Genomic DNA, 17,305 nt, shown 5'->3' on the forward strand with positions numbered 1-17,305 from the left:
CGACATGACATGGGAAACTGTTATCGGGCTGGAAGTTCACGTACAGCTGGCCACTCAAAGCAAACTGTTTTCAGGCAGCCCCACTAAATTCGGGGCAGAGCCAAACACCCAGGCCAACATATATGACCTGGCGCTTCCTGGAACTTTGCCAGTCATGAACAAGGAAGTGCTGCGCATGGCTGTCTCATTCGGCCTGGCCATTGATGCCGAAATCGGCAAGCGCTCCGTGTTTGACCGGAAAAACTATTTTTACCCTGACCTTCCCAAAGGGTACCAGGTCAGTCAGTTGGACTTTCCGACCGTGGGCAAGGGGTCACTGACCATCGAAATGGAAGACGGCACGGAGAAAGTCATTGGCGTGACTCGTGCTCACATCGAAGAAGATGCAGGCAAGTCATTGCACGAAGACTTTCAGGGCATGACAGGCATCGATCTGAACCGTGCCGGCACACCTTTGCTGGAGATTGTCTCCGAGCCGGACCTGCGCAGTGCCAAGGAAGCCGTTGCCTACCTGAAAAAACTGCATTCGATCATACTCTACCTGGGCATTTCTGATGGCAATATGGCACAGGGTTCGATGCGCTGTGACGCCAACGTCTCGGTTCGCAAAAAAGGCGAAACAGAATTTGGCACTCGCGCTGAAATCAAGAACATCAACTCTTTCCGCTTCGTGGAAAAGGCCATCAATCATGAAGTGGAAAGACAGATAGACTTGATTGAAGACGGTGGCAGGGTTGTTCAGGAAACCCGCCTCTACGATTCCGAGCTCAATGAAACCCGCTCCATGCGCAGCAAGGAAGTCGCCAATGACTACCGCTACTTCCCTGAGCCTGACCTGTTGCCTGTTGTCATCGACGATGACTATATTGCGGCTGTCCAGGCAACCATGCCGGAACTACCCAATGCAAAACGGGCCCGTTTTGTCAGCGAACACGGACTCAGCGATTATGATGCCGGCGTACTGACAGCAGACAGAGCCATGGCGGAATATTTTGAAACTGTCGTAACCACATGCGGCGATGCCAAACTGGCCGCCAACTGGGTCAGTGTGGATCTGCTTGGCCTGCTCAACAAGGCTGACAAGGGCATTGCTGAGTCTCCTGTTTCGCCTGAGCAACTGGGCACGCTGATTGCCCGCATCAAGGACAACACCATATCCGGCAAGATTGCCAAAACTGTGTTTGAAGCCATGGCAGAGGGCGAAGGTGATGTTGACCAGATCATTGAGAACAAAGGTCTGAAACAGGTCACCGACACTGGCGCTCTGGAATCCCTGGTTGATGAAGTAATTACCTCTAATCCGGACCAGGTCGAACAGTTCCGCAGCGGCAAAGAGCAGGTATTTGGTTATCTGGTTGGACAGGCGATGAAACTATCTAAAGGTAAAGCCAACCCCGGCCAGGTCAATAAACTATTACGCGAGAAGCTGAACAACGGCTAACACTGCCTGTCACTCTCGTCACGCCTGACCAGCAGCATTTGCTGGTCAGGACTACATAATGGAAGAGATACTATGATTGAAGAGAAGAAAACCGGCAAAGACCGTGTCCAGCCGGCAACGCGAAATGAAGAATGGTCAGATGAACGCGTAAAAGCCTTTCTGGACCTGGAAGCCCCAGAGGGCACGCCTGCTGATTACCATGTACTAAAGAAAGCCTACCGCAGCATGCTGCCGGAACAGTTCAGCCGGTTCATCCCGTTCTTTGTGGAAGCCGGTCGCGATATTAATGTGAAACTGGAAAACGGACAGACTTTCCTGGATCACCTGAAGCAGCATCGCAAAGCCGCTCCTTATATCAAAGTGATGCAAAACAATGGCGCGGAAACCAGCCAAAGCTAATAGCCTGGTTTAATAGTTATCATTGTTCCGCAGTGTGACTTACAACTGAAACCGCATATTATCGCCACAAAAAAAGGGAGACAGGTATATCACTTGTCTCCCTTTTTTGTGCTTCATCTGTATGTTTCAGTGTTAAGTTTGAGGCTTATTAGCTACGACGACTCCTTGAGCGTGAACCGGAACGGCTACGCGGAGCGCCCTTGCCTGATGATCGCCCTGATTTCCCTGCTTTATCGTCTTCTTTAAAATGAGAAGCGCGGCTATACTCAGGCGCATCCGCCAGCAAACGATGATCAGGGTGAACACAGCGAAGCTTCTCTCCCAACTTTTCTTCAATATTGGGCAGAAGGAAAGAATCCTCTTCACAGGCAAAACTGATCGATGTGCCACTGGCACCCGCACGACCAGTACGACCGATACGATGAACGTAATCTTCAGCTTCTTCCGGCAGGGTATAGTTGATCACGTGGGTGACATCATCGATGTGCAGCCCCCGACCAGCGACATCGGTCGCGACCAGCACTTTCGTTTTACCGGTACGGAAATCTTCCAGTGTTTTGATGCGTTTTTTCTGCGCGACCTCACCAGACAACATACCGCACTCAATACCATTGCGGTAGAGGCTATCGGCGAGCTTACGGACCTGGTCACGCCGGTTGCTGAAAATAATCACTTTTTCTGAGCCCTGCAGACTGACCAGATTGTAGAGCAGTTTGTACTTGTCCTCTGACGTGACCAGATAAACAATTTGCTCAACCATGTCAGTCGCAACACGTTCCGGTTCGATTTCGATCATCACCGGATCCATCGCCCAACGCGATGTCAGCTCAAGGATCTCTGGTGTAAATGTGGCACTGAACAGCAGCGTCTGACGACAGTCTTTATGTGGCGTTCGTGCCACGATATTCCTGACCTGAGGGATAAAGCCCATATCCAGCATACGATCCGCTTCATCAATGACCAGCAACTCAACCAGCCCCAGATAAAGGTGTTCATGTTGCAGAAAATCAATCAGCCGTCCCGGTGTGGCAACAACAATGTCCACTGGGCCTTTATCAACCGCCTTTAGCTGCTTGGCATAATCCTCACCACCCACCATGGTAATGACATTCAGTCCACTGCCATGACAAAGCAAATCTGCATCACTGGCAATCTGAATCACCAGTTCACGTGTTGGCGCCAGAACAATGGCTCGCGGCTCACCGGAATAGCGCTGCTCCTGGATCGGATTTTTAAGCATGTCATTAATCAGCGTAATCAGAAATGCGGCTGTTTTCCCCGTTCCCGTTTGCGCCTTGCCTGTGACATCGTACCCTCGCAGTGTGTAACGAAGGCTTTGTGCCTGGATCGGGGTACAGTGAGTGAACCCCATTTTTTCGATTGCCTTGGCCAGCTCCGGCTGCAAATCAAATTCACTGAATGCCACTTTTGGGGCTATGACTTTTTCTTCAAATGCTGGCTCAAGCTCGCTGGCACTGACTGTTGCTTCAATATTTTGCTCGGGCTGCGCATCAACTTGAACGGCGGGTTTAGCCACAGCGACTTCTTCTTTATTCACATCAGCAGTTGCATTCACATCTGCAGCTTCATCCGCCACCTCAGCGGCAGAATCTGCCACAATGGGTTGTTCCGGTTGTTCCGGTTGTTCCGGTTGTTCCGGTTGTTCCGGTTGCTCTGTTTTCTCTGCAACCGGCTCACTATCAACGACAGGTTCTTCTGCCCCGGCTTCTGGTTGCGGAGCTTCAGGCGGGGCCTGTTCCTGGATTTCGTCTTGCTGTTGTGGCTGCTGGGTTTGCTGAGTCTCTTCCTGCAAGTCCTGTTTCACGCTCTTGTCTTGAGCGTCATTATTACTCGAATCATTATCTGAATTTGGCATTGAGATTAACCTTGTCGGTTTAGCAATAGGCCGCATCATATCGTCAGGCTGAGCGGCCATTCAAGCTTATAAATTCTGTCCGGACACCGGACGATTGGCGCATGCCGGGCAAGCCGGATCACGCGATAATTTCAGTTCCCGCCACTGCGAGGTCATCCCATCAAATAACTGCAGGCGCCCACAGAGACTTTTTCCTACACCAGCCAGAACCTTGATCGCTTCCAGAGCCTGATAACTTCCAATCAGGCCAACCAGTGGTGACATCACACCATTTCTGGCGCAGCTCATTTGCTCATCATCTCCTTCCTGGTACAGACACTGATAGCAGGGGCTTTGAGCGTGCCGTGTATCAAACACAGCAACTTGGCCCTCCATCCGTATGGCGGCACCGGAGACCAGTGGCAGTCCGGCTGCAATACATGCACGATTAATCATGAATCGTGTACTGAAATTGTCGCAGGCATCTATTACCAGGTCGATTGCCGTGTTTTCATTGCCACTATCATCCACACTATGCAGTATTGACTGCAGATTGTCTTCCGTCAGACGTATCGTATGTGTTTCGACCTCTATATCACTATTCAATGATCTCAGCGAGTCACGGGCTGATATCACCTTATCCCGGCCAATATCAGACTCCTGATGCAGTATCTGGCGTTGCAGATTGCTTAATTCCACCTGGTCATCGTCGACAAGAATCAGTTTGCCCACACCTGCGGCGGCCAGGTACATTGCAGCAGGACATCCCAGCCCGCCAGCCCCAATAATCAGTACGGTAGCATTCAGCAATGCCTGCTGGCCCGCCACATCAAATGCCGGCAGCATGATTTGTCGACTGTATCGCAACAACTGCTCATCATTCATGGAGACACCTTAATTCTTTCCGCTGCCTGGCATTTTTCCGACCGTTACACGATCCAGGCCAGCCAGGTCCTGAATGGTCCTAATGTCTGCAAATTTTGCCTGGTCAAACAATGTTCTCACCGCACTGCCCTGCTCACAACCGTGTTCGACCAGTAACTGCCCACCATTGACAAGATAACCTGGCGCTGTGCCAATAATGGTTTTGAAATCACCCAGACCCGCATCAGTAGCCACCAATGCGGAAACAGGCTCAAATGGCAAAGCACCCATCCCAAGGTGCGAATCATCATCGGCAAGGTAAGGCGGGTTACTCAGTATAAGATCAAACCTGTCACTGCTAGCAACTGGATCAAACCAGTTACCGGCTATCCATGTGACCCTGTCTGACAAACCATACTTTTTTGCATTCTGATTAGCCACTGCCAGGGCTCTAGCACTGGCATCAGTGGCACAGACAGTCCAGGCAGGGCGCTCACTGGCTAACGACAACGCAATAGCACCGGAGCCTGTGCCCAGATCCAGCACCCGACATTGCCGATCGGCGGGCAACGCGTCTAACGCAATTTCAACCAATAGCTCTGTTTCAGGTCGCGGTACCAGCACATCTGGCGTGACGGTCAGCTCAAGTGTCCAAAAACCCTGTTTACCGGTAATGTAAGCCAGAGGCTCACCCTTCACTCTACGATCAATCAAGCTAAGAAAGCGCCCCTGCTGCTCATCAGACAACACCTTCTCCGGGTACATCATGATGTGGGTACGCGTCACACCCAGCACTTCGGCGAGCAACAGCTCTGAATCCAGCAACGCCGTATCAGAACTTCGCAGCAAAGCCGCTGAAGACTGAATGAGTTGCTTGACTGTGCAAGCCATATCAGGCGGCAAGCTCCGCGAGCAAGTCAGCCTGGTACTCGTTGATCAGGGGTTCTACCACCAGTCCCAACTGGCCACCGGTGATTTCTGACAGCTTGTACAACGTCAGGTTGATGCGATGATCAGTGACCCGCCCCTGAGGGTAATTGTATGTCCGGATCCGTTCGGAGCGGTCACCCGACCCCACTAACACCCGGCGTGTGTCAGACTGTTCTTTTTCAGCGGCGGCCTGGGCCATATCATTGAGGCGCGCGCTTAGCAGTGACATCGCACGAGCGCGGTTTTTATGCTGTGACCTTTCGTCCTGGCACTCCACCACAATGCCGGAAGGCAAATGCGTAATGCGGATAGCAGAGTCCGTTTTGTTAACATGCTGACCACCTGCACCACTGGCGCGAAAGGTATCAATTCTCAAATCTGCCTTGTTAAGCTCAATATCCCCTGCCTCATCAGCTGCCGGCAATATGGCAACTGTACAGGCCGACGTATGTATTCGCCCCTGGGTCTCCGTTTCAGGGACCCGCTGCACACGGTGAGCGCCTGATTCAAATTTCAAATGACCATAGACCTGGCGCCCTTCAACACGGGTAATGATTTCTTTATAACCACCGTGCTCACCGTGCCGAGCACTGAGCACCTCAACCTTCCAGCCTTTCGACTCAGCGTAAAGCGAATACATACGGAACAAGTCTCCCGCAAACAGTGCCGCCTCATCACCACCGGTACCTGCCCGGATCTCAAGAAAAACATCCATGGTGTCTTTCTCATCTTTGGGCAACAACAGTTTTTGCAGAGACAGTTCAAGATCTGCCAGCTGCGTTTTCAGTGTTTCGCTTTCTTCGCGAGCCATTTCCCGCATATCAGGATCACTGTCTTTAAGCATGCCCTGTGCTGAATCCAGATCCTGCTGTGCGCCCTGGTATTGCGCAAACTCCAGTGCAATAGGCTCCAGTTCAGCAAACTCCTTTGACAATGCGCGAAACCGATCCTGGTCGGCAATAATTTCAGCATCACTCAGCAGAGCCTGGACTTCCTGGTAGCGGTCACTGAGATGCTCCAGTTTTTGCATTATCGACGCTTTCATGAATCACCATTCAGATCAAACAGCTCACGTGCCAGTTGAACAACATCATCACGCCCATCGGCACTGGCCTGTTTCATTTTAACACTGGGGGCATGTATCAACTTATTCGTCACACCTCTGGCCAGCGAAGCCAGCACTGCTTCAGGCTCAGCTCCCTTGGCAAGCATCTTCATGGCTTTCTCCAGTTCGGCCTCGCGAATCGTATCAGCATGCTCACGGTATTCCCGCAAGGTTGCCACCGCATTGCGCTCACGCTGCTGACGCAGATAATCTTCCACGCCACGTTCAATAATAGCAGCAGCCTGCTCAGCCGCCTGGGCCCGGCTTTTTACGCCATCCTCGATGACATCCCGGATGTCATCGACACTATATAAATAGGCATCGGCAATTTGCCCGACTTCCGGCTCAATATCTCTTGGCACCGCCAGATCGACCAGCAGCATGGGTTTATGACGACGAACCTTCAAGGCCCGTTCAACAGCCCCCTTGCCTAACAGAGGTAACTGGCTGTTAGTCGAAGACACCACGATATCAGCAGTTTCCAGTTCTTCCGGAATATCTGATAACAGCACGCCGCGCGCGCCAAACTTTTCGCCCAGGTTAACGGCGTTGCCCAGTGTACGGTTGGCAATGACGATTTGACTCAGGCCACGCTCCGTCAAATGCCTGGCCACCAGCTCAATGGTATGGCCGGCACCTATCAACAGGGCATTCAGGCTGCCAAAATCTGAAAAAATCTGTTCCGCCAACGTGACAGATGCATAAGCAACAGAAACCGGGTTTTCACCGATGGCAGTATCCGTCCTGACTTCCTTGGCGATTGAGAAGGCTTCCTGAAAGGCACGTCCCAGCTGGCCTTTGGCAGCACCCAGCTCTTTGCCCACCGCATAAGCGGACTTTATCTGACCCAGTATCTGCGGTTCACCCAGTACCATCGAGTCAAGGCCACAAGCCACTCTCATCAAATGGCGGATGACATCCTCATACCAGGAAAAATAGCTACACCCGGACAGCTCTTCAAAGTTGACATCATGAAAATCACTCAGCCAGCTCAACAGTTGCTGCTGATGGGCATGCTGACTGGCATCGGACACAGCGGTATCCTGCGCCTGAACTTCGTCATTGCAGTCAACATCCACATACAGTTCGGTTCGGTTGCAGGTTGAGACAATGACGGCCTCATTAACCCCCGCCAGTGCTTCCACCTGGCGCAAGGCGTCATTGAGCCGCTCAGGTGGAAACGCCACCTGCTCCCGCAGTGATACATTTGCTGTGTTGTGGTTTATGCCAAGCAGAACCAGCGCCATAGCCAACCTTGAATGGAAAAAGTGCGCTATATTACTAGAATTCGCCAATGTTTTCCTGCCCAATTATGTATCATGGCCGACACTTGCTACAATCCGGCAATACTCGTGGGACTTGGACCACCCAATTATCATGATGAAGTACAGAAATTTCACACTCAGCATTGCCTGCCTTGTGCTATGGCAATGCACCAGCACAGCAACAGATGCCCCTCAAGAAACTGCTTCCGAAGCGTCTGACAGCGCCTCTGTCGTTGTCGCAGACGATCAAACCGCGGCCGAAACCACACCTCCCGAACCAGAGGAGAATTACGGCAATTTCACCCGCGACGAGTTGGAAACGGCACTACTCGGGGAGATTGGCGGCATGCGCGGCTATATGCCACAGGCAGCCGAATCCTACTATCATCTGGGTATGGAGACCGGTGACCCCGGCATTCTTGGCCGCGCTCTCGAGTTCGCCTCTGCTGTTGGCAACGCCCGGGCGATGCAGGAAATCGCCAACCGCTGGCTTGAAGTGGAACCCAATGCCCGCAACCCCCACCTGGTGATTGGCTACCAATATATTGAACAAGGCCAGTTTATCCGTGCGATACCGCATCTTGAGCAGGTACTGGAACTGGGCGGCGATATTGATTTTGCACTGATATCTGCCCGCACATTTAACCTGGAGGATCGCCAGCGAAACATTATTATTGAACGGCTGACAGCGATCCAGAGCCGTTATCCCGAACAAACATCGCTATACCTGGCCCTGGCTCAGCTTCATGATCAAAGTGGCAAAACCGAATCCGCACAGGCACAACTGGACCAGGCCCGCGAGCGTTTTGGCGACTCACCGCGGATATTGCTGATCGAGGCACAGATACTGCAAAACTCTGACCGTAATGAGGAAGCAGAGAGTTTGCTGGCACTAGGGGTCGAGAGATACCCGCGCCACCGCTTACTACGCTACAGCTTTGCCCAGTTACTGGTCGAGAACAGTAAGCTGGAGGCCGCTGCCGAGCAATTCGACGCACTCATGGCCGCTCGCCCCGGCGACGTTGAAACCCTGTATTCGCTTGCCCTCATCAACCTTGAACTGGAACGCCTGACTGTGGCCGAGAGCCAGTTCCGCGAACTGATACAGGCACGTCACCGCAGCGATGAAGCTCACTATTACCTGGCATCCATTCTTCAGGACAGAGGGGCGACCGATGAAGCACTGCGCCATTTTGGACAGATCAACAGGCAATCTAATGCCTGGTTGAGCGCGCAACGCCAGCGCCTACAACTACTGGTTGACGAACAGCGCTACCAGGAAGCCAGTGATACCGCCGGAGAAATTGCCGAGGCACGCCCCGAACTGGCTCCCGTGGCGGCCAACCTGCAGGCCCAGGCACTCATATCGGCGCAAGAATACGAACGCGCCGCTGTCGTCCTCGACCAGGCTCTGGCTGTCGCCCCTGAAAATATCGACCTGCTGTTTACACGGGCGCGCCTGAATGAAACGCTAGACGACTTCCCTGCCACCGAAGCAGACCTGCGTGCAATTCTGTCAATACAACCTGACAATGCACAGGCACTGAACCATCTGGGTTATTCACTGACTGTGCGCACGGATCGTTACGAAGAGGCGCTGACTCTCATCGAACAAGCCATCACACTGATGCCTGACGACCCGGCCATCATAGACAGCCTGGGCTGGATCCAGTTCAAGCTGGGTTATCTGCAGGATGCGCTGGTCAATTTGCAACGCGCTTATGACGCGTTTCCAGACCCTGAAGTCGCAGCACACCTTGGTGAAGTACTCTGGTCGCTGGGCAGACAAGGCGAGGCGATGATGATCTGGCAGGAAGGGCTGGATAAAGACCCTGACAGCGAATTCATCCATGATGCCCTGGAACGCCAGGAGATTGAACTGCCACTATGAGCGGGCTGCGTCTTCTTTCTACCCTGCTTGCACTGACCTTGCTGGTCGGATGTGCAGGCACTGACCGTATGGACGCCCCGGTAAACGCTGCCTGGGAGCAGCGCCAGCAGGTTTTGAACCAGTTACAAGAGTGGTCAATACAAGGTTCTTTGCACGTTCGGGATAACCAGGATTCACAATCGGCCCGGATTCGCTGGTGGCAGCAACAGGAAGAGTTTCAGGTCAATCTCTGGGGCACTTTCAATATCGGCGCAACCGAAATCAGCGGCACAGCCGAACGGGTCACCGTCATACAGGCAGGAGAGCCCCCCTTTATCAGCGAAGAGCCGGAAATGCTCTTCTACGACCAGCTTGGCTTTGAGTTACCCATTCATTATCTGCACTATTGGATCAAAGGAGCGCCTTTTCCGGGTATGGCAGCCGAACTCACTTTCGGCGAACTCAACCAGGTTTCGTCTCTTAATCAGAACGGCTGGCAAGTGCAGTACCTGGCCTACACTAACTACGGCCTGGCATCACTGCCCACTCGCATCAGACTGAGCAAGTCACCATTGCGACTGGACCTGGTCAGACTCAACTGGACGTTGACAGAAACTGGCGATGACAGCGATGAGTGAAAACAGCACCCGTCCCCTGAGACTTCCTGCCCCGGCAAAACTGAATTTGTTTTTGCACATAACAGGCCGGCGACCTGATGGCTACCATGAGCTGCAAACGTTATTTCAGTTACTGGATCATGGCGATGAGCTTGAGATCAGCATACAGCCGGACGGACAAATCACCTTTGAATGCCAGGACCAGACACTGGGCGCCCCCGATAACAACCTGGTTGTTCGTGCCGCCAGGCAATTACAGCAGCACACCCGGACCGGGCTGGGAGCCCATATCACATTGTACAAACATCTCCCGGCAGGCGCCGGGCTGGGTGGTGGCAGCTCCGATGCCGCAACAACATTGATCGGTCTCAATCATTTATGGCAAACGAACCTGACGCTGGAAGCGTTAGCCGAACTGGGTGTATCACTGGGCGCAGATGTACCCGTATTCGTGATGGGGCATTCAGCCTGGGCTGAAGGAATTGGCGAAAAACTCACCCCGGTAACATTACCAGAGCCTTATTTTGTTGTATTAAGCCCTGCCTGCCACGTCAATACCGGTGAAATTTTTTCACATCAGCAATTGACACGAGACTCCTCTCCCATCAAAATAGCCGCCTTTCTGGCAGGGCAGTCCCGAAATGACTGTGAACCACTGGTCAGACGCCTGTATCCCGAGGTTGATTCAGCCATACAATGGCTTTCGAAATTTGGCCCGGCAAGACTGACAGGCACTGGCTCAAGTGTTTTTGCTCCGATGGCATCAGAGCAGGCCGCCAGAAACGTGTTGCAAGCACTGAACACGGCAGAAGACCCCGCTTTGTCCGGCACGAAAGGTTGGATAGCGAAAGGCGTTAACCGGTCCCCGGTACTGAAATGCCTGTAATTTTCTGTCAGTGACATCTAGGCAACCCGAACTGAATAGTGCATAATACCGCCCCCCTAAAGGGCTGTAATTTTCAGTTCGATAGCGTAAAATAACGCAGTATTACTGGGGTGTCGCCAAGTTGGTAAGGCACGGGGTTTTGATCCCCGCATGCGTAGGTTCGAGTCCTGCCACCCCAGCCATTTTCCCTAGGAGTCCGCCTGATCTCCGACTGAGCCCAAAAGCCCGGTTGGTCGGATTCCGACAAGTCGGTTCGGTTCGCATTAGGAATGACGGTTCTCACACCATAGCGAACCCAGTCGTCAAACCCTGACCAGGAATGCACAACGACACAACAGGCGGAATTCACCATCAAACGTCCACTGAACAAAGCGACGCTGTCCCGATTTCGTAGCAATATCGGCGGCAAACCTGAAGGTAATCAGCACATGGCTAACAACTTAATGGTATTCACCGGCAATGCGAACCCTATGCTGGCGGAAAAAATTGCCCGGTACATTGGTATCCCGGTTGGTGAGGCCCAAATCGGCAAATTCAGTGATGGCGAAGTTGCCGTTGAAATTCTCGAGAATGTTCGCGGTAAAGATGTTTTTATCATTCAGTCGACTTGTGCGCCGACCAATGACAGCTTAATGGAGCTGCTGCTGACGGCAGATGCCATGCACCGCGCCTCAGCAAACCGCATCACAGCGGTTATTCCCTATTTTGGTTATGCCCGCCAGGATCGACGTGTTCGCTCTTCTCGTGTTGCCATCAGCGCCAAAGTCGTTGCTGATATGATTTCAGCCGTGGGTATCAACCGAGTGCTGACAGTTGATCTTCACGCCGAGCAAATCCAGGGCTTCTTTAGTATCCCGGTAGACAACGTTTATGGATCTCCGGTTTTGACAGAGGACATTGTTCGTCAGAACTATGAAAACCTGACGGTAGTGTCTCCCGATATCGGCGGCGTTGTCCGCGCCCGCGCCGTAGCCAAACAGCTCAACGTTGACCTGGCTATCATCGACAAACGTCGGCCTCAGGCGAACGAAGCCCAGGTCATGCATATTATCGGTGAAGTGAAAGGCCGTACCTGTCTGATTGTTGACGACATGGTCGATACCGCCGGTACTTTGTGTAAAGCAGCGGCGGCGCTAAAAGAGCACGGGGCCGACAAAGTAATTGCCTACTGTACGCACCCGGTTCTGTCAGGCAACGCCGCAAGCAACATTGCCAATTCGCCATTGGACTCACTGGTCGTCACTGACACGATTCCACTGAGCGATGAAATCAAGAAATGTAAAAAGGTGCGCCAGTTAAGCATGGCACGCCTGTTGGCTGAGTCAATACGACGCGTCAGCAATGAAGAATCCATCAGCGCCATGTTCGATGCAACAGAGCTCTGATGCTTAACGGGTAGCGGCAACAACTGCCACTGCCTCATCACTGGCCTGGATAATAATTGGTCGCGAATTATTATCCAGCTTTAGAAACTGGAGGGACACCATGTCCAATGAGTTTAAACTAACTGCAACTGCCCGGAACGACCTGGGGAAAGGTGCGAGCCGCCGCCTGCGTCGTCTGGCACACGAAGTACCTGCCATTGTCTATGGCGGCAAACAGAAGAAGCCACAATCAATCGCTATTGAGCACCGTGTGATCGCCAAGGCTGTTCAGAACGAAGCGTTTTTCTCGCACATCATCACGCTGGAAATTGACGGCAAAGACGAACAGGTAGTTATCAAAGATCTGCAACGTCATCCGTCCAAGCCACTGATCATGCACGCTGACTTCCAGCGCGTTAGCGCCAAGCAGACTATTAACGTCAAAGTACCTCTGCACTTCATCAACGAGAGCAAGTGTAAAGGCGTTAAACTGGGCGGTGGCAGCATCCTGCACACCATCACGGAACTGGAAGTTACCTGTCTGCCTAAAGACCTGCCTGAGTTCCTGGAAATTGATGTTGAAAACCTGGATGTGGGTGAAGTTATTCACATCTCCGAGATCAACTTCCCGAAAGGTGTTACCAGTGTTGACCTGACGCACGGTGAAGATGCTGACCACGCTGTTGTAACAGTTAAAGCACCTCGCGGCGGTTCAGATGATGCAGCTGATGATGCCGAAGGCGAAGCAGCTGAGTCTGGCGACGAGTAAGCCGGAAGCTGCATGAGCGATAACAAGCTCAAACTGATTGTGGGTCTGGGGAACCCCGGCCCACAATATCAGTATAATCGTCACAACGTCGGCGTCTGGTTTCTCGACGCCATCTGTCGACGCTATCAGGGCGAACTCCGCGCTGAAGCCCGCTTCCACGGCATGACTTGCCGCCTGACCGCAGAAGGTCAGGATCTGCGTTTACTCTTCCCCACCACTTTCATGAACCGCAGCGGTTTATCTGTCGCCACAATGGTGAACTATTTCAATATAGAACCATCAGAAGTGCTGGTTGCCTATGATGAGATTGATTTCCCGGTTGGTACAACACGACTGAAAACCGGCGGTGGCCACGGCGGCCATAACGGCATGCGGGACATTATCAACGCCCTGGGTGGAGAAAGAGGTTTTCATCGTCTGCGCATCGGTGTCGGTCACCCGGGCGATAAAAGCAAAGTGGCTAATTACGTACTTAGCAACCCCGGCAAAGACGACACGATTCAGATCGAACATGATATTGACCAGGCACTGTCAGTACTGCCTGAGTTACTCACTGGCAAACTCGAACCGGCGATGCAGAAGCTGCACAGCCAGGCATGAGCAGCGCCAGTTGCGCCAATTAACAGAACATATTTACAGGATCTAGCGTTATGGGATTTAAATGCGGCATCGTAGGCCTGCCCAATGTCGGCAAATCGACCTTGTTCAATGCCTTGACCAAGAACGGCATCGCAGCGGAAAACTTTCCTTTTTGCACCATCGAGCCCAATGAAGGCATCGTCGCCGTCCCTGATCCGCGCCAGGACAAACTCGCCGAAATCGTCAAACCAGAACGTGTGGTTCCCACCACCATGGAGTTTGTGGACATTGCGGGCCTGGTTGCTGGCGCATCCAAGGGTGAAGGCCTGGGCAACAAATTCCTCGCCAACATCCGTGAAACTGACGCCATCGCTCACGTGGTGCGCTGCTTTGAAGACGAAAACGTAGTGCACGTGGATGGCCAGATCAACCCTGCCAGTGACATCGACATCATCAACACTGAACTGGCATTGTCCGACCTGGAAACCTGCGAAAAAGCCCTGACCCGCAACGCCAAACTGGCCAAGGGCCAGGACAAGGATGCCAAGCAAATGGTGGCACTGCTGGAAAAAATCCAGCCTCATCTGAACGAAGCTCAGCCACTGCGCAGCTTCGATCTGGACAAGGACGAGCTGAAGCTGTTGCGCGACCTGAATCTGCTGACACTCAAGCCGACAATGTATATCGCTAACGTTGATGAAGACGGTTTTGAAAACAACTCCTTCCTCGACACTGTGCGCGACATCGCCGAGAAAGAGAACGCCGTCGTCGTTCCCATCTGCAACAAACTGGAAGCGGAAATCGCCGAACTGGACGATGATGAAAAAACCGAATTCCTGGAAGACCTGGGCATGGACGAACCCGGCCTGAACCGAGTGATCCGCGGCGGCTACAGTCTGCTCAGTCTGCACACCTACTTCACGGCAGGTGTTAAGGAAGTGCGTGCCTGGACCATTCCCGTGAACTCCACGGCGCCCCAGGCGGCCGGCAAGATCCACACGGATTTCGAGAAAGGCTTTATCCGTGCCGAAGTGGTCAGCTACGACGATTTTGTGGATAACAACGGTGAGCAAGGCGCCAAAGATGCTGGCAAATGGCGTCTGGAAGGCAAGGACTACATCGTCAAAGACGGCGACGTGATTCACTTCCGCTTTAACGTATAAAAGATATCGATTGAAAAAGCCGGGGACTTCCCCGGCTTTTTTGTGCCTGAATTATAAGAAATGAGCCCCGTTTGACCGTGGGTTAAAAATCGTAATTCAAACTCATGTTTATACGACGCCCATCAAGCACAACACCATAAGTGTCATTCGTGATGGTTTTATCAGCGACGTTGTAAACACCGGCCATCACTTTCAATTGATCACTCAGGTGGTAAACCCCACCCAAATCAACCAGAGTATAGCCAGGCGTGCCAGCACTCATACTGGTACGCCCCAGAAAGTCACTGGTTTCACCACGATAGTTGACCCGTCCCCAGACATCCATAGACATACCCGGCTGCCAGTCGAACCCGACATTGGCCATATTTTTCGGCATTTTGTTCAGTGGTTCGCCCTCAAAATCTCCAGTCTTCTGCTCGGAGTCAGTGAGCGTGTAATTGACAGTGACTTCCAGGCTGTCGGTCAAATTGTAGGACACGGATGCTTCGACACCTGTCATCACAGCCTCATCAATATTCTTGCGACTGCTCAGGAACTGATAGGTATTACCGCCAAAATCACAGGTATAGTTCTGGTAGTCATCACGATCAACACCATCGGATACGCAATAACGATCTTCAGCAATTTTGTCTTTGAATGCTGTATGGAAAGCCATGACAGTGGTATTGAACCCCAGGTCCTTATCGTTATAGATAAAACCGGCCTCATAATTAACACTGGTTTCGGGCTTCAGGTCCGGATTACCGACAATCAGGGCGCGAGAAATAGGATCGCCATTCGGTGACAGATTAGGTGAACCCGGGCCACCTGTACCCCGACCAAATCCGGCAGTGGCTGCTGGTAGTGAAGGCTGTGAATAACCGGTAGAAATACCACCTTTGAATGTCAGTTTATCGCTGCTGTGCCAGTTAGCATAAATACGGGGAGACACATGACCGCCAAACAGCTCATCATCGTCGTAGCGCAGACCCGTGGTAATGCCCAGGTTTTCAATGAAGCTCCACTCTGCCTCAGCAAACAGCGCGCCTATCCAGCGCTTCACATTCGCGGTTGCACCTTGCACGTTGGCGTCCAGCAGACCGTTGGTTTCATCAACCAGATCTTCCAGTTTGTAGCGCCCACCCAACGTCAGAATGTAGTTGTCCCCGACATAGTTGGACTGCGTGTTAAGGGTGGTGACCTCTTCTTTCTTGGTAGATGTCTGTACCTTGTCTGAAATGTCATGTTGCAGAAATGAGTTGACTGACCAATCACCGTAACGGCCTTCATGAGAGAGTGTGAACAACTGTTTTTCAAACTCATAAGATGATGGATCGTCCGTGATTTCAATCGACCGCCCCGGCGTTCTTGTGTACTCCATATTAGATGTATTGGCTGCCAGAGTGACTCGGTTTTCCGTATTAATCTGCCATGTCAATTCACTGCCAAAGCGCTTGGTATCGGACTCCGGCTCACTGGAGGCATTGTCGCTGCCACCATTGAGGTCGCTTTCATCGGTGTGCAGTAGTGCGCCATTAAACTCAAGACCGATTACATCAGAAACAATCGGGCCACCCAGATAAAACTCCGTGTTGTAGGCGTCGTTGCTGACATCATTCTGGGAAGCCGTATAGTCTGCGGCCACACTACCCCCCCAGACCTCAGGTGTTACCCGGGTAATTACATTGACAACTCCGCCCATCGCCTCTGAGCCATACAGTGAAGACATCGGACCACGAATCACTTCAACTCGCTCTATCATGGCCAACGGTGGAAGACCTATCTGTTTGCCACCGTCATTACCATTGGTGTTAACGCTGCGTCCGGCAGAAATGGGTCGGCCATCTACCAGGTACAGCGTGTAATCATCGCTCATCCCTCGGACGCTGATGTCCTGCATGTTCGAGCCACCCGTCACATAAACACCAGGTATGTTAGCCATGGCATCAACAATTGTAGTGTATTGCTGTTTTTCCAGTTCATCGCGAGTGACAACCGAAATTGAAGCCGGAGCATCGATGATACGTTGCTGATAACCAGCGGCGGTGATTACGATTTCTTCAACATCGTCTTCCTGAGCAACAGAGAATGACGTTACCAGCATGGCGGGAATAACAAGGGATAATGCCTTGCAGGTAAAGCCGGCATCTAAAGGGCGGGGGAACATAGGGCACTCCAGTCAACTGCATAATTGTGAAACGCAAATGATATTGATTCGC

General features: G+C 52.3%; 15 protein-coding genes and 1 tRNA gene. 10 read left to right on the forward strand and 6 right to left on the reverse strand.

Going from position 1 to position 17,305, the window contains the following annotated elements:
* Window positions 1–4 precede the first annotated feature (4 nt).
* Both gatB and PSCS_RS00270 read left to right on the forward strand, forming a co-directional pair.
* On the forward strand, window positions 5–1,441 hold the full coding sequence (gene gatB, locus PSCS_RS00265; protein ID WP_068809796.1) for an Asp-tRNA(Asn)/Glu-tRNA(Gln) amidotransferase subunit GatB: 1,437 nt from the start codon (window positions 5–7) through the stop codon (window positions 1,439–1,441).
* A gap of 72 nt (window positions 1,442–1,513) precedes the next feature.
* Window positions 1,514–1,840, forward strand: a complete 327-nt coding sequence (locus tag PSCS_RS00270) for a PA4642 family protein (protein ID WP_068809797.1) — start codon at window positions 1,514–1,516, stop codon at window positions 1,838–1,840.
* A gap of 148 nt (window positions 1,841–1,988) precedes the next feature.
* Here PSCS_RS00270 and rhlB read toward each other — a convergent pair whose 3' ends face one another.
* The 5 genes from rhlB to hemA all read right to left on the reverse strand — a co-directional run bounded on the left by rhlB (window position 1,989) and on the right by hemA (window position 7,841).
* Window positions 1,989–3,716, reverse strand: coding sequence for an ATP-dependent RNA helicase RhlB (gene rhlB, locus PSCS_RS00275; RefSeq protein WP_068893809.1), 1,728 nt, complete (start codon window positions 3,714–3,716; stop codon window positions 1,989–1,991).
* Window positions 3,717–3,782: 66 nt separating this feature from the next.
* Window positions 3,783–4,580 carry a HesA/MoeB/ThiF family protein gene (locus PSCS_RS00280; RefSeq protein WP_068809799.1) on the reverse strand — a complete coding sequence of 266 codons (798 nt, stop codon included), beginning with the start codon at window positions 4,578–4,580 and terminating at the stop codon, window positions 3,783–3,785.
* A gap of 9 nt (window positions 4,581–4,589) precedes the next feature.
* Complete coding sequence (gene prmC, locus PSCS_RS00285; RefSeq protein ID WP_068809800.1) at window positions 4,590–5,450, reverse strand: peptide chain release factor N(5)-glutamine methyltransferase; 861 nt, start codon at window positions 5,448–5,450, stop codon at window positions 4,590–4,592.
* A 1-nt stretch (window position 5,451) separates the two neighbouring features.
* Window positions 5,452–6,534: a peptide chain release factor 1 gene (gene prfA, locus PSCS_RS00290; RefSeq protein ID WP_068809801.1), complete on the reverse strand. Its 1,083-nt coding sequence runs from the start codon at window positions 6,532–6,534 to the stop codon at window positions 5,452–5,454.
* Complete coding sequence (hemA, locus tag PSCS_RS00295; protein WP_068809802.1) at window positions 6,531–7,841, reverse strand: glutamyl-tRNA reductase; 1,311 nt, start codon at window positions 7,839–7,841, stop codon at window positions 6,531–6,533. Before hemA ends, prfA begins: the two co-directional genes overlap by 4 nt.
* A gap of 130 nt (window positions 7,842–7,971) precedes the next feature.
* On the opposite strand from hemA, the gene PSCS_RS00300 reads away from it, so the two are divergent.
* The 8 genes from PSCS_RS00300 (at window position 7,972) to ychF (ending at window position 15,107) form a co-directional block, all read left to right on the forward strand.
* Complete coding sequence (locus PSCS_RS00300) at window positions 7,972–9,750, forward strand: tetratricopeptide repeat protein (protein WP_068809803.1); 1,779 nt, start codon at window positions 7,972–7,974, stop codon at window positions 9,748–9,750.
* Window positions 9,747–10,367, forward strand: a complete 621-nt coding sequence (gene lolB / locus PSCS_RS00305) for a lipoprotein insertase outer membrane protein LolB (RefSeq protein WP_068809804.1) — start codon at window positions 9,747–9,749, stop codon at window positions 10,365–10,367. The genes PSCS_RS00300 and lolB overlap by 4 nt, the downstream gene beginning before the upstream one ends.
* Window positions 10,360–11,232: a 4-(cytidine 5'-diphospho)-2-C-methyl-D-erythritol kinase gene (ispE, locus tag PSCS_RS00310; protein WP_068809993.1), complete on the forward strand. Its 873-nt coding sequence runs from the start codon at window positions 10,360–10,362 to the stop codon at window positions 11,230–11,232. Before lolB ends, ispE begins: the two co-directional genes overlap by 8 nt.
* A gap of 106 nt (window positions 11,233–11,338) precedes the next feature.
* Window positions 11,339–11,414: transfer RNA gene (locus tag PSCS_RS00315), tRNA-Gln, on the forward strand.
* 246 nt (window positions 11,415–11,660) lie between these two features.
* Window positions 11,661–12,617 carry a ribose-phosphate pyrophosphokinase gene (locus PSCS_RS00320; protein WP_229694590.1) on the forward strand — a complete coding sequence of 319 codons (957 nt, stop codon included), beginning with the start codon at window positions 11,661–11,663 and terminating at the stop codon, window positions 12,615–12,617.
* 100 nt (window positions 12,618–12,717) lie between these two features.
* The gene (locus tag PSCS_RS00325) at window positions 12,718–13,365 is read left to right on the forward strand and encodes a 50S ribosomal protein L25/general stress protein Ctc (RefSeq protein ID WP_068809806.1); all 648 of its coding nucleotides are present in this window, start codon (window positions 12,718–12,720) and stop codon (window positions 13,363–13,365) included.
* A 12-nt stretch (window positions 13,366–13,377) separates the two neighbouring features.
* A complete protein-coding gene (gene pth / locus PSCS_RS00330; RefSeq protein ID WP_068809807.1) occupies window positions 13,378–13,965 on the forward strand; it encodes an aminoacyl-tRNA hydrolase in 588 nt (195 codons plus the stop codon).
* Window positions 13,966–14,015: 50 nt separating this feature from the next.
* Window positions 14,016–15,107, forward strand: coding sequence for a redox-regulated ATPase YchF (gene ychF, locus PSCS_RS00335; RefSeq protein WP_068809808.1), 1,092 nt, complete (start codon window positions 14,016–14,018; stop codon window positions 15,105–15,107).
* Window positions 15,108–15,189: 82 nt separating this feature from the next.
* Here ychF and PSCS_RS00340 read toward each other — a convergent pair whose 3' ends face one another.
* Entirely contained in the window at window positions 15,190–17,253 is a 2,064-nt protein-coding gene (locus PSCS_RS00340) for a TonB-dependent receptor domain-containing protein (RefSeq protein WP_068809809.1), read from the reverse strand.
* Window positions 17,254–17,305 lie beyond the last annotated feature (52 nt).

Origin of the sequence: Pseudohongiella nitratireducens (assembly GCF_001642735.1) — a bacterium.
Taxonomy (GTDB): domain Bacteria; phylum Pseudomonadota; class Gammaproteobacteria; order Pseudomonadales; family Pseudohongiellaceae; genus Pseudohongiella; species Pseudohongiella nitratireducens.

Bases quoted from the DNA above. Each gene is read 5' to 3' on its own strand.
- gatB (WP_068809796.1), top strand. From the start codon at position 5: ATGACATGGGAAACTGTTATCGGGCTGGAAGTTCACGTACAGCTGGCC.
- PSCS_RS00270 (WP_068809797.1), top strand. From the start codon at position 1,514: ATGATTGAAGAGAAGAAAACCGGCAAAGACCGTGTCCAGCCGGCAACG.
- rhlB (WP_068893809.1), bottom strand. From the start codon at position 3,716: ATGCCAAATTCAGATAATGATTCGAGTAATAATGACGCTCAAGACAAG.
- PSCS_RS00280 (WP_068809799.1), bottom strand. From the start codon at position 4,580: ATGAATGATGAGCAGTTGTTGCGATACAGTCGACAAATCATGCTGCCG.
- prmC (WP_068809800.1), bottom strand. From the start codon at position 5,450: ATGGCTTGCACAGTCAAGCAACTCATTCAGTCTTCAGCGGCTTTGCTG.
- prfA (WP_068809801.1), bottom strand. From the start codon at position 6,534: ATGAAAGCGTCGATAATGCAAAAACTGGAGCATCTCAGTGACCGCTAC.
- hemA (WP_068809802.1), bottom strand. From the start codon at position 7,841: ATGGCGCTGGTTCTGCTTGGCATAAACCACAACACAGCAAATGTATCA.
- PSCS_RS00300 (WP_068809803.1), top strand. From the start codon at position 7,972: ATGATGAAGTACAGAAATTTCACACTCAGCATTGCCTGCCTTGTGCTA.
- lolB (WP_068809804.1), top strand. From the start codon at position 9,747: ATGAGCGGGCTGCGTCTTCTTTCTACCCTGCTTGCACTGACCTTGCTG.
- ispE (WP_068809993.1), top strand. From the start codon at position 10,360: ATGAGTGAAAACAGCACCCGTCCCCTGAGACTTCCTGCCCCGGCAAAA.
- PSCS_RS00320 (WP_229694590.1), top strand. From the start codon at position 11,661: ATGGCTAACAACTTAATGGTATTCACCGGCAATGCGAACCCTATGCTG.
- PSCS_RS00325 (WP_068809806.1), top strand. From the start codon at position 12,718: ATGTCCAATGAGTTTAAACTAACTGCAACTGCCCGGAACGACCTGGGG.
- pth (WP_068809807.1), top strand. From the start codon at position 13,378: ATGAGCGATAACAAGCTCAAACTGATTGTGGGTCTGGGGAACCCCGGC.
- ychF (WP_068809808.1), top strand. From the start codon at position 14,016: ATGGGATTTAAATGCGGCATCGTAGGCCTGCCCAATGTCGGCAAATCG.
- PSCS_RS00340 (WP_068809809.1), bottom strand. From the start codon at position 17,253: ATGTTCCCCCGCCCTTTAGATGCCGGCTTTACCTGCAAGGCATTATCC.